Annotated in this window: 13 protein-coding genes; 5 read left to right on the plus strand and 8 right to left on the minus strand. The window is 42.9% G+C overall.

Annotated features, from left to right (window positions below; all coding sequences use genetic code 11):
* Positions 1-5: 5 nt before the first annotated feature.
* The 3 genes from DP73_RS02875 to DP73_RS02885 all read right to left on the minus strand — a co-directional run bounded on the left by DP73_RS02875 (position 6) and on the right by DP73_RS02885 (position 3,156).
* Positions 6-1,646 (minus strand): ATP-binding protein, encoded by a 1,641-nt coding sequence (locus tag DP73_RS02875; RefSeq protein ID WP_034597281.1) that lies wholly within the window; start codon positions 1,644-1,646, stop codon positions 6-8.
* Positions 1,643-2,329, minus strand: a complete 687-nt coding sequence (locus DP73_RS02880) for a response regulator transcription factor (protein ID WP_081962925.1) — start codon at positions 2,327-2,329, stop codon at positions 1,643-1,645. Before DP73_RS02880 ends, DP73_RS02875 begins: the two co-directional genes overlap by 4 nt.
* 446 nt (positions 2,330-2,775) lie before the next feature.
* Positions 2,776-3,156, minus strand: a complete 381-nt coding sequence (locus DP73_RS02885) for a MarR family transcriptional regulator (RefSeq protein ID WP_242865670.1) — start codon at positions 3,154-3,156, stop codon at positions 2,776-2,778.
* A gap of 339 nt (positions 3,157-3,495) precedes the next feature.
* Between DP73_RS02885 and DP73_RS02890 the strand changes: the two genes are divergently transcribed.
* Positions 3,496-3,714, plus strand: a complete 219-nt coding sequence (locus tag DP73_RS02890) for a hypothetical protein (protein ID WP_034597286.1) — start codon at positions 3,496-3,498, stop codon at positions 3,712-3,714.
* 118 nt (positions 3,715-3,832) lie between these two features.
* On the opposite strand, the gene DP73_RS02895 is transcribed toward DP73_RS02890, so the two are convergent.
* Together DP73_RS02895 and spoIIR are read right to left on the minus strand one after the other, a co-directional pair.
* Positions 3,833-4,630: a GerMN domain-containing protein gene (locus DP73_RS02895; RefSeq protein WP_034597287.1), complete on the minus strand. Its 798-nt coding sequence runs from the start codon at positions 4,628-4,630 to the stop codon at positions 3,833-3,835.
* 179 nt (positions 4,631-4,809) lie between these two features.
* Positions 4,810-5,421 (minus strand): stage II sporulation protein R, encoded by a 612-nt coding sequence (gene spoIIR / locus DP73_RS02900; protein WP_034597288.1) that lies wholly within the window; start codon positions 5,419-5,421, stop codon positions 4,810-4,812.
* Between the two features lie 177 nt (positions 5,422-5,598).
* Between spoIIR and DP73_RS02905 the strand changes: the two genes are divergently transcribed.
* A complete protein-coding gene (locus DP73_RS02905; protein WP_034597289.1) occupies positions 5,599-6,339 on the plus strand; it encodes a ZIP family metal transporter in 741 nt (246 codons plus the stop codon).
* A 226-nt stretch (positions 6,340-6,565) separates the two neighbouring features.
* Here DP73_RS02905 and DP73_RS02910 read toward each other — a convergent pair whose 3' ends face one another.
* Both DP73_RS02910 and DP73_RS02915 read right to left on the minus strand, forming a co-directional pair.
* Positions 6,566-7,255 carry a GDSL-type esterase/lipase family protein gene (locus DP73_RS02910; protein WP_034597290.1) on the minus strand — a complete coding sequence of 230 codons (690 nt, stop codon included), beginning with the start codon at positions 7,253-7,255 and terminating at the stop codon, positions 6,566-6,568.
* A 255-nt stretch (positions 7,256-7,510) separates the two neighbouring features.
* Positions 7,511-8,974: an IS200/IS605 family accessory protein TnpB-related protein gene (locus tag DP73_RS02915; protein ID WP_052090350.1), complete on the minus strand. Its 1,464-nt coding sequence runs from the start codon at positions 8,972-8,974 to the stop codon at positions 7,511-7,513.
* 412 nt (positions 8,975-9,386) lie between these two features.
* Here DP73_RS02915 and DP73_RS02920 point away from each other — a divergent pair, with 412 nt between their 5' ends.
* The 3 genes from DP73_RS02920 (at position 9,387) to DP73_RS02930 (ending at position 10,960) form a co-directional block, all read left to right on the plus strand.
* On the plus strand, positions 9,387-9,863 hold the full coding sequence (locus DP73_RS02920) for a YlbF family regulator (RefSeq protein WP_034597291.1): 477 nt from the start codon (positions 9,387-9,389) through the stop codon (positions 9,861-9,863).
* Positions 9,864-10,155: 292 nt separating this feature from the next.
* A complete protein-coding gene (locus tag DP73_RS02925; RefSeq protein WP_348982372.1) occupies positions 10,156-10,671 on the plus strand; it encodes a hypothetical protein in 516 nt (171 codons plus the stop codon).
* The gene (locus DP73_RS02930) at positions 10,655-10,960 is read left to right on the plus strand and encodes a hypothetical protein (protein ID WP_034597293.1); all 306 of its coding nucleotides are present in this window, start codon (positions 10,655-10,657) and stop codon (positions 10,958-10,960) included. Before DP73_RS02925 ends, DP73_RS02930 begins: the two co-directional genes overlap by 17 nt.
* A gap of 405 nt (positions 10,961-11,365) precedes the next feature.
* Here the strand turns inward: DP73_RS02930 and DP73_RS02935 are convergent, their stop codons facing one another.
* Positions 11,366-12,241, minus strand: a complete 876-nt coding sequence (locus tag DP73_RS02935) for a hypothetical protein (protein WP_034597295.1) — start codon at positions 12,239-12,241, stop codon at positions 11,366-11,368.
* Positions 12,242-12,309: the final 68 nt, after the last annotated feature.

Consider the following 12,309-nt stretch of genomic DNA (forward strand, 5'->3'; position numbering starts at 1 on the left):
AGGGTTTACTTCTGTCTCCTAGGCAATAAGATTTTAAAACAACTTCCTTCTCCCAGGGTACTCTTTACTTCGATGGAACCCCCATGGGCTTGGATAAACTCTTTGGCAATAGCCAGTCCTAACCCGGTTCCACCGCTCTCTCGCTCTCGGGCTTTATCCACTCGATAAAAGCGATTAAAAATATGCTCAAGTTCCTCTTGGGGAATACCTTCCCCAGAATCTTCTACCGTTACTTGAACCCAACTATTTAAGTTATCCTTACTCTTAAATACTTTTGGATTCCCTTCTGTTGCTTTAGGCATTCTTGAATGATTCAGTTTCTCTTCTTTCTCTATCTTATCCACCTTACGTTGGAAGACATCTCGTAATCGATGAGTGTTCCTTTCGGCCAATGTTCCTTCTTCGGCAAACCGTTCTATCTCCGCTAAGGTCACCTGTAGACATCCGCCCGGGGGGGTATGTAAAAGGGCATTACCAATTAGATTAACAAAGACTTGGGTCAGGCGGTCAGGATCCCCTGTAATATCGGTTACCTCTCCCTTGATTTCGACAACTAATCCTCGCTCCTCGAATTCAATGGCAAATTGCTCTGTGATCCTTTCTACTAACTTCCTTAGATTTACCGGTTTTAAAGACATGGGTAACTTTCCCGCTTCCGCAAGATTTAACTGTTGCAGATCCCGGACTAAGCGAATAAGTCTTAAAGTTTCGTCTTGTATAGGCAGAATAGTTTCCGGAGTTGAGGGTAAAACCCCTTCCTGGATTGATTCAAGTTTTCCGAGGATGACTGAAAGTGGTGTGCGCAATTCATGAGCTATATCTGCCACCATGTTGCGGCGAACTTCTTCATTGCGAGCTAATTGTTCCGTCATTCGATTAAAGTCTTGAGCTAAGATTGCAATATCTCCCTTGCCCTTGACATCAACTCTGGAGGACAAATCCCCATTCCCTACATTGCGAACAGCTTCCATCAAATGATTAAGGGGTTTCGTAAAATGCCGGGTTAATAACATCCCCAAGATTAAAGCTACAAAGGATGTAAGCCCTAAACCGATGAGCATAGCTTGAATAATCGAGGTTCCAATGGTTTTGGCCAGTCGATTATTTGAACCGGTAACAATCGGGGTTTCCTGCCAATAATACCCTACTATCTGTTCCTTAACCTTGATCTCTTCCCATTGCTTAGGGATTTTATTACTATTGGGTAACTGGGAAATAGTTTTAGCCAGGTCTTTATTCCCTGAGTCCCCTACAACCTTACTCTCCAGATCAAATACCCAAAAGGGTGGGCCTTCCCGTCGTGTTTTTATTCTCAAGTCCTGTCCGGGAATAGTTTGTTCCGGGGGAACTCCAACGACAAAAAGCCGGGGCCTTCCTTCAAGATCAACCCCTTCTAAATTTGGCCCAAACCGGCGTTCAGCCTCGCTGACTTTGGTAATATACCCCTGAACTCCATCCCAGCTGTTATGAGCTTCATAGTAGCCACTTAAAAGCCTCCTCCAACTTTCACCATAGGCTTGTTGGACATAGGTTTCCGCATGCCCAAGTAAAGATTGGGTTGTGATTAAGGCTATAGCTGTGAAAAAAATAGCCATAAAAAAAACCATGCCAATTAAGCTGATAATAAACTTCCTGCGTAAAGTCACAAGCCTTCACCAAACCGATACCCTACGCCAAAAACGGTTTCAATATACTTTGGCTCACTGGGGTTGTCCTCAATTTTCTTGCGCAGGTTGGAGACGTGGGTGTCAATGGAACGTTCATAGTAAAGATATTCTTCCCCCATGGCCTGCCGTAAAAGCTGCAGACGACTGTAAACAGTTCCCGGACGTGTAGCAAGTAAATGCAGTATATTAAATTCTGTAGGAGTTAGAAGGACTTCCTGTCCGCGCTTTAAGACCTTATGACTGGAGACGTCTAAGCTAATCTCTCCTCGAATTATTACTGAAGAAGTGTATTCCTGGGAAACCCCTGACGAGCGGCGAAGTACAGTTTTGATTCGAGCGACTAATTCCCGAAGGCTAAATGGTTTAACAATATAGTCGTCTGCGCCAAACTCTAAACCAAGAACCCGATCAATTTCCTCGGATTTTGCCGTCAGCATGATAATCGGTATGGTACTGGTTTCACGCAAACGTTTGCACATATCCAGCCCACTTATGCCCGGGAGCATCCAATCCAGCAAGACAAGATCCGGCTTTTCCCGTTCGATAAGCTCCATCCCTTCTACTCCATTGGTTGCAGTTAGGGCGTTATATCCTTCCCGCGAGAGGTAATCCCTCACCAGGGTAAGAATTTCCGGTTCATCATCGACTAAAACAATCTTCATTTTCATACCACCACTTTTCCCCTTTTGTTGTTGATATAAGTATAACGTTAATCTTTGTGATGTATCTAGGAAAGTTTTGAAGATTTTATGAAGAAATAAGAAAGTAAGGGGCAGATTGCCCGTTCACACACGTTACGTTTCACTAGCTCGTTAGATGCTGAAGGAATTGCGCCAACCTCTGGGCCGCTCTACGATGTGAACCTGGGCGCAATTGGCCTTCAGCATCGGCACTCGCTTTAGCGTGAACTTCACTAAAGTGTTCTCTTGGCAATTCGCCCCTTAATTTCTGGTCAACGGGGGTTGGGGACGTGAAGGGATGAGGGGGCGATTTTTGTCTTTCTCTGGAGGGAGAAAGTAAGGGGCGAATTGCCCGTTCATACACGTTTCGTTTTATCAATAATAATGCCCTCGCTTAAGACTTCTTAAACGAGGGCGATTGTCGAGAGTTAAACTTCTACTAATTCCATTTTCTCAGCAAGGAGTTTTGAACTGCGAGACAGTTCTTCGTATTCGGCATCGGTATAATCTTTGATGATTTCGCTGATAAATTTTTGTCTTTCGGCGATTACTGCATCCAGTGCTTCATTTCCTCTTGGTAACAAGTGAAGCGCGACTACTCTCCGATCCTTTTCAGCTCGTACACGTTCGACAAGCCCTGCAAATTCCATTCGATCTGCTAAATCCGTTGCTGTACTACATGCTACATATAAGTTTTTGCATAGATCACCCATAGTTAAAGGCCCATATTCTCGAATGCATAAAAGTGCATTGAACTGAAGCTCAGAAATATCCATATCTACTAGAACCGATCGGCCACGCTTAAACAAAATTGCATTTGCTCGTCTTAAGGTTTCCTCCAGCTGCTTTATTATTTCTTCATTTGCCAGTCATCCCACCTCCCAATTTTACAAATATTTTAACAATTCTATATTATCACAGTTTGGGATAATATTCAGTACAAAATAAACAAGTTACCTAAAATACTAGTTAGAACTTAAATAAGGATTCTAGTCGAATATGAACTTTCGTTCATCTAAAGTTGAACATTCGACCTTTATATTGCTCTTAATAATATGTACGCATATAATAGAACGATTTGACGCTTTAAATACAGTACAATTTTTTTATAATAAATCATCTATTAATTGTCAAAGAGGTGATTTGAATTGCTTATTACTATGAGTGAATTTATAACAAATATTGAAAAATACTTAACACTCGTTAATGATGAGGAAATTATTATCACCAAGAATGCAAAACTTACTTCTCCAATAGAAGACGACAAAGTGGAAACTATGAAGTCATTTTTTGGTACTCTCTCTAATGATATCTCTTTAGAAGAATCAAAAGAGGAAAGATTGAAGAAATATGAGCTTATTGATTGATTCAAATCATCATTATTACTTGGAATGCTCTTTAATACAAATCGCCACAAAAATAACCACGATTTAAACAACGTGGTTATTTTTGTGGCGATTTTTAATTACTTTTACTTTTGATTTATTAGGTTGAACTTGGAGGATAATTAAATAGATTAATTGAACTGGGAGAATCTTTGAGAGCTCCGTTATTCTTGCTTTCATTATTACTATTCTTATTACTACTGTTATTACTGCTATTAGTACTGTCGTTACCGCTGTTATTATAATCCGGGACTACTATCCCTAAACCTGAATTTCCGGTTCCGGTATTAGGTGTCACCGCTTTCCCTGAAACCTCTGATTTAACCAGATTGGCTTTGTAGACCAAATTTGATGCGTCAATGGTTCCATATTTACTAATGGGTTGGCCATCGACACGGATTTGAACTTGCTTTATTGTGGAAAACTGGGTCAAGGTATTAACTAAGCCATACAGGGCAATCTCAGGGGCCACTTTAGAGTTAGGTTGTAAAAACTCTTTACTTAAATCTACAATAACCACACTGTCTTTGATGGCAATATCTCGCAAGGTCGTAGTTGTAGATACTGAGGCCAGCAAATCATTTCCTGAGGGACCTTTTAGCCACTGGACAACGGTCTCTCTGGCGAGGCTCACTGTTTTTGGCAAGGTTCGCTCTTCCTTGAGTAGATACTTTCCACTGGGATCAGGATAATAAAGGGCTACCACCTTTCCTTCTCCTGTTGCGGTTGATGCGGGGATTGTCGTTTCTTTATCCCCGGTTGATCCTATCCAGTCAGCCAATGGAGTTGAGGCTCCATCCTTTTTCACAAGTGTTTCTAGCGTTCCACAGCCGGTCATCAGGATCAAGCTGAGGAAAACTACCCCCAGAAGACTATACTTCCGAACCCGTACTTTCATAATTGCTGCCCCTTCCTCAGACAAATTAAAGGCTTGTAGAAGAAGATGACTTCTTGCGCAGAAGTCTTCAATTCCTCTTTTTTAACCTTATGCTTTGTCCAAAAAAATAGTACAGGTTCCGGCAAAAAAGATCTGAGCTGATCTAATTAAAGCCAATTTCTTGACACATAAATCACATACTAGATCAAGAATTCTTTTATCTTCTCCCAGAAGAATAAACGCACCTTAGGCGGGCTTTTCAAAGCATACTCCGTCTGACTTTTTCCATCCACTTGAACTGCGGTGGAATTCTCGATATCTACAAAACAAAGGGCCGGAAATAGTACACACCACCAATTTGATCCTTGTCCCTCGCCTATCACGACACGTAGTGCTTCATATTGCCCGGCAGGCAGCACCAGGGTTCCGTAAGATTTAGTAGGAAAGGGAAAATGCCCGTAATCTGTGTGAACCGTGTAGTTTTTATTCCAGGAATGGATTACAGAAAGTCCAATCTCTTCCATATCAGGCCTAATCCTTTGGACGATTTTCCGAGATTCTTCTAAGGACTGGGCAGCAGCCAACTGAGGCGACACTTCCTTCAAGATTGCATCTCTAACCGCTCTCTTTAAAGCTTGATCTTCCTCACTATCTGAATTAGCCAGCACGTGAAAACGAATTAATTGATCCGGTGTTTGAGCCATTGTCTCTTCTTTGGCGATTCCCACCGGAATAGTTTCTCGAAGTACTCCAAAAGCCATAATTCCTATCATACTAAGTATAATTGTTAAGGCAATAAACCGAACCTTCATTTCCGAACCCCTCTCCGACATTCTTTCTCTATACAAAGCCTGTCCAGGAATGTGAAGGTTTAAACAAAGTAGGCAAACAAATTATATTATTCTAAGGGACAAATTCTAAGATCAGTATAAAGCATCCTTTTCAGCCATAAATATTTGTATCCGATGATTCGTAGAAAGGAGTTCCTTATGAACGACATTTTGGAGATTGTCTGGATTAGTATGATAGCCGGATTGGCCACAACCTTAGGCAGCCTGCTAGTCTTAATGTTTGGGAAGCCAAAAGAGCGTGTTTTAGCCTCCCTGTTGGCTGGTGCCGGTGGAGTGATGCTGGCGGTGGTGAGTGTGGATTTGCTTCCCGAGGCCTGGGAAGTTGGGCCGCCACATCAAGTGGGATTAGGGTTTGTCCTCGGTCTGATATTTATGTACTTGGCAGACATTCGTCTCAATACCACCTCGAATACTCTGCCATTGTCAAGAAGACAACGTCTTAAAAGAACCGGACTTCTCGTTGCTACTGGAATTGCCTTACACGATATCCCCGAAGGGATGGCCATAGCGGTCAGCCAAGAAGCTGCTCCTGGACTGGGGTTTTTAATCGCCTTTGGGATTACATTACATAACCTTCCTGAAGGAATGGCAACAACGGCTCCCTTAAAAATGGCTCAGATCCGTTGGTGGAAGATTCTTCTTCTGAATATTGGAATTGCCTTTTTCACTCCCCTGGGGGCCATACTGGGTCTTCTCGCTTTGGAAAGCGTTCAAAATTCCCTGGCTTTTTTTCTGGCCTTCGCTGCCGGTGCTATGACCTTGCTGGTTTTCGCGGAACTAATGCCCCTTTCCAGAGAGCGTCATCCCCGTTATGCTTTACTGGGGGGAACTATTGGATTTATCGCTTTTGCTTTGATCAGTCTGATGCTCCCAGCCTGATAAGATGGAATGATGCCAGTAAGTAATGGCGGGCGATCTCTTCTATACTCTACAGAAATATAAGAAATTATGAAGTCTTTATCGAAGGATACAACTAATGCAAAAAGTAAGGACATAACGAACTAATATTTCGTTGCGTCCTTACTTTTTGCATATCAACTTCTAAGTTTTATTAGGTAGCAATTTTCACACTATCCTTATCCTTAGGATGACTTTATTATTAATTTTACTTCAAAACTTCAGCAGCATAATTCCCCATGGCCTTATATCCTTTAGCGTTTGGATACTTTCCATCAATGGTTAACCCGTCTTTATATTTTCCTTCTGAATCAAACAAGGGGTTGGAAAAATCTAAAGTCAAAATTTCCTCCTCTTGAGCGTATCCCAACTCCCACTCTCGAATCTCTTCAATACTATCGCGAACCCCCGGGTAGCCGATTGGCAACGCCAAGATAGGGGTAATATGATTAGCTTTTGCTTTTTCCACAATCGCTTTGATATTCTTCTGAATTTCTGTGAGGGGCACCTCTTGCAGGGCATCTCCGATTCCGGCAAATATAATCACTCTACCGGGCTTTTCGGCAACAACGTCTGTGTCAAAACGATCTAATAGGTTCTTAGCATTTTGCATTGTCTTTCCCTTATTTACCACAGTCACCTTAAGAACCTCTGCCAAAGTTACAGTCCAAGAATCTTTATCCGGATCTAAAGGATATCCTAAAGTAAAGGAGTCTCCTAATGCAACAATCTTGGGATTGCTTAGTGTTGAATCAGTTTCTGATTGGTTGGACTTCGCCGGAACATCCGACACCTTAGCTCCTTCGCCCCAAAACCCTGTAAAACCCGCGATCAAGACAATAAGGGCTAGCCCCACTGCAACTTGAATTAGGCGTATTTGCAATCGATACGTACGCATTAATATTCCTGGTTTCTAAATACTAAACAATTCTATACATTTGCCTAATATCTTCACTTTGTCGACTAAACAAAGTGGTAGCGCCACAGGATTCAGCCACTAGGGTTAATACTTTCGTATTAAACATCCGTCAAGCCTATGGAGTCCCTCCATTAAGTACAACAGATGTGCGACTGTTGGTCGCCCTTAAAGGTCACTCCGCACAAGCCTTTCAACTAAGTGTACTTGTGCAGTCGATTAGTTTAAGTTTAATCGTCAGCAATTACCTAGGAGAAGTTTCCTACGTACTAGCCATAAACCAGGCGTGTTCACTTCCTTTCGTTGTTTAAATAATTTGTTAACCTGTTTAGTTATTTCGCTCCATTGACCCCATTCTTGCTTCGCTATAAATACCGTTAGCATTTTCTTCGGAATCAGTTTGTCTAAAAGCAACTTAGGTACAGCCTCTCTGTAACCGTAGCCTCGTCTTGCAATCACTAAAGCCGCTCCATTATGAACATCTAGTCCATACTGATGACAATATTTATACAACCCAATTTTGCTTGTGTATTGAGGTTTTACCTTAGAAAGCTCAACCCCCCGGCGTAAGCATCGTCTCTCTAGCATCCGAAGGAGTGTGGCGTAGACAAACTGGCTTGATGCTCTTGCTAACTTAGTCGTAACATCGCGGTCATCTTTAAACTTTAAGTCTTCGGCTACCATCCCACATTGATGTCTTTCGGCTTTATTAACCGCGTCCTTAACAAGTTCACCGCATAAGTTAAGTCTTCGATTACTACAACAGCAAGTCAATTCAGGCTGCTTTAGATAGGCGTGACCTTGATAATTACCTTGTCTACTTACTTTGGTGATTCCAAAACCGTCAGGATTTGTATCTACCCCGATCATACTGAGATGTGCTGTGTAAATCACTTTGGCTTCGAGCTCTTCAAAGGTGATGTGAGCGTAATACTTACCGTCTCTCTTGAGCAACTCAACCTGATAAGCATCACCACGCTCTAGCGAGTCTATGAACATTTGCCGATAGTTAAATCCGTTGACTTTGCCTGTTTTTTTAGACAGCTTTTGTGGTAGATAAATGGGCATTAAAACCTTAACCGCTCGGTTCGTAGCTGTCTTCTCAAAAGTTGAGATTTGTAAAAAGCTAATGCCTTCTTTAAAAACAACCCTTAGATTAGGATTCCCACCTTTAGACTTATCTCCACGACTATAAAAACGGTCATTTCGGAAATCTTGCCATTCTTGCTTCGTGATTAGCCCCTTACAACGCTTGATAAACATGGCCTTCGTACCAAATGTGACAGGCGGAAAAGTCTTAGTGGTTAGGAACGCTGTCCAGTAATCCAGTTTGTGTTGTCGTTTTGCTAACTTTGAGGTTAAGGCTTTTCGTTTACGCTCATTGAGATCGGGATACTTTAATTTTTTCACGAGTGCGTCCACTTTTTTGCGGTAATTCCCGCAGTAAAGCTTTACGAGTTCGTGTTGAGAAGCAATAGTCTGTCTCGCTGACTCAACAGCATCTTTAGCCTGTCGGATATTGAGCTTATATTTATTAGCTACCACTTTCTCCAAATGACCAATAGTTTGCCCTTCGAGCTGTCGCTTAAAGGAATAGCGAATGGCAGTACCAAAAACGATCATCATATTATCTATGAGTCCTTTTTGCTCAACTGTGAGGTCTGTTAGAATCGCCTTCATCGTGGTCTTCGTTGAACTCACCTCGTTCTAGCTCCAACACTTCTATGGTCTGCATTAAGTTACCGACAACCTCAAACACCATAAAGCCTTGCACTAAAGGAGGTGACGGCACTTACTAGTTTGACCATATCTTCGTTAAGTTGAAGTTTTTAGCACTTTTTAAGGGTTCAATTTTCACATTGAAAGACTGGGGCTAGTTCTTATTTTATTTTTCCTGATGCGTCCTAATTTCTCAGTAGAAATGTTCACATTCATACATATTTGTTCTACCTATTTAGCAACTGTTTGTATGTCCTTCCTCTATCAATATTCTACATCCTCGACTACTTTCCTTCTTCTTTCTACAGGCATTCTTTGCCGATCAGGTGTATGCGTTATACACCAGTATGCATTCAAACGCATATTTTGTAGTAGGAAAAAAGGAGGTAGCCCTATGAATTACATTGACAAGGCCCGCGAACTGGGGGAAGCCCTGTCCCAAACTCCCGAAGTACAGGAATTAAAAGCTGCTGAAGCTGCCATTATGGCTGATCCAGCCAGCAAGGAAGCGTTTGCTCAGTACCAGGAGAAGGAACGCGGGATTGTAACCACTCAAATGATTAGTAAAATCGCCCCGGAGAAAGACACTATTGCTCTTCTTGATCTTAAGGTCCGATTAATGAACAGATATCCTCTTATCAAAGCGTACTTTATTCAACAGCAAAGTTATGAAAAACTAATGGCTATGGTAAACCTAACCCTGACTACAGCGATGCATGGGATGCCGTCTGCTAATGACCTGCCAATTCCAGAAGAATTAAAAGGGATGGCTCAACAAATTCTCGACAAAATAAGTGGCGGAAATGTAATGGAAAAGATGCAAATCTCCCCTGATATGTTAAAAGGGATTAAACTCCCCCCTACCCTCTAATCTTATTGAAAGTTAGTAAGAGATGAGACCCCCCGGATATCAGGGAGCACATTTTATTAATGACATTACGCATCCGGTCACCTTAATTGCCTTTCTAATCGTCATCGTTTTAGGGGGATGGGTAACTATATGCACTTGGTTCAGATGATTAGCTGAAAGGAGGAACGCCGTTATTAATCATCCTGAATGCATGCCACCTTTCCCGGCGACTCCTTTTTCCTTTTCAATCTTAGTGACAAGCCCCATCCGCCGTAACCTCTTCTTTTCTCCTGTTAGTTCTATGATATTTCCATTGGCTAAAACAAAACTTCAGTTTGCCGCCATGATAGTGGCTGGGGTAGATATTCTTATAGCCTTTCTCTTTAAGCGTTCCCTTGCCCACCCACCTATTCCAAATCGCCCACCATCGAATCAATACCCCATAACTCTGACCATGCCCCAATTAAATCAACTCATCCAAGCTGCCATCAAGGGGGAAATTCCTCTGCCTGCACCTCAACAATCTGTTCCAGGGCAAGGTTTTGGGCCTGTAGGACGAGATCAACCCCTTTTTCCGGATAATTTAAGTGTCTCACTAATTATCTCTGCCCCCTTTGCTCCCTTTGATGGCAGCCCCGACACATCATTTAACGTTCCTTTATTCGAAGTTCCAGGTGTTCCTGGAAACCTAATCATTGCTGTTAGTTTGCTAATCGCTCAATTCTTTATTGAAAGAGCAGGGGTCGGGACTCCCAATGGAGATAGTTCAAAGGTCAAGACTGCGGTAAGTCTCGCCGAGGGAGGGATCTTCTATGTCATGGCCGTTTAAATCGGGATTGTCTCCGAGGAGCTGTCCCCCCCCATCTGACGCCTGTCCAAACCCACCCTTGAATGCAACGGTTCTACAGTCTTGGGATTATGGTTTTAAGCGCCTTGTACCTCTGCTTCAATATCCCACTCTTGGAACCGGCCTTTTGGCCTGTACAGTATTCTTCTTCATCGCTTTCTTTTCTGATGTTATCTTAGCTAATATAACTTATATGAGCTTAGGAATTGTCGTGACAATAAGCACCTTTGTCTTGCTTCTGCTGTTAATCTTTATTCAGATACTTTTGTAGGGCTTTGGTTGAAGAGAAAATAGGATCTTCGGGTCAGGCGGCTTCGTCCACATCCGTTCACCCAGCACTCCAAGGCTCGCCCACTCGCTGACCTGGGAGCTTCGCCAAACCTCCGGGTAGTACCTGATGTGAACCCGTGGCTCCGCTTCCCCAGGTCAGCTTGTGGGCTTTATCGCCTCTCCATGCAATGGGTTCACTCCTGTGGATCGAAGCCGCCCTGTCTTTTGGGTCTATTATTCTTAAGTATGTTTTGGGGCTTTTTTAGATGATAAGAATAATTAATAAAGGCTGTAACAAACCTCAGAATGAGTTTTGTTACAGCCTAAATATTTAACAATGATATTTCTAATCTGTTTATACACTTATCTTCTACTGATATTTCAGCCCTCCGCTCTTTTAACCTAACTATGAACCACCCATGGGAGGGTTTGTTGGTGGCAGCGAGGGGGCATCGACTTCAGGATTCACTCCCATCTGATTCAAGGATTGCATTAGCTCCGGACTCATAGGGGGCGCTTCGGGATATATGGGAGCCACTTCCGGACTAATTGGAGGTTTTTCCTTATTGCTAAACAGGCCTGTAATCTTACCCCAAATAGTAGTAGCCGTTGACTTCACAGGACGGAGAAATGTCATGACACCCATTGGATCTTTAACTTTTAAGATCAAGGGACCATTGGGTGCTTGCGCCAAGTGGGCAGGATTTTCTGCAGAGACTACAACCCGGTCGTAGTGATGCAGGGGGACAGGGCTTTGGAAATGAGCACGATAAACTCCGGTGCCAACCTGACGTAAGGTTCCCACCAAAAATCCGCTCTTCCCCTTTTCATCCACCAGATATGCTGCATATACCCCGGGTTGGCCAAAACCCAGATAGGTCTGAGGTACGGGCAGATTAGCTATAAGAAGAAAAGTATTGTCCGGCGAAATGGTGGCCACTCCATTGCCGTTTACTCCGGCTTGGGCAGCTTGCAAAATAAGCTGCCTCGCTTGCGCTTGTCCTTGATTATAGGGTATCCCTGGATTGTAACCTTGTTCTGGCATGTAACCCATGTTTGGATGTCCGGGTGGCTGCTTAGCTCCTATAAAACCACCTCGTAAGTTTTGGATTTGTCCATCCTTTTGAAAAACTCCGCTGGCTTTGAGTCCTGAACCTAGGGTATTGCGTATCGCACCCGGAGAGTATCCCGAGCCAAATTGACCATTGGGTACTTGACTAGGGAACCCCTGCTGTCCGATGGGCTCATAAGGATTATTAGGCTTATCCCCAACGAACCTCATTATGCTCCCTCCTTTATTCACTTCAATGTGCCTTTATCTCATGATATGATAGTGAGTATTGAAGGGTT

Source organism: Desulfosporosinus sp. HMP52 (genome assembly GCF_000765145.1).
Taxonomy (GTDB): Bacteria; Bacillota; Desulfitobacteriia; order Desulfitobacteriales; family Desulfitobacteriaceae; genus Desulfosporosinus.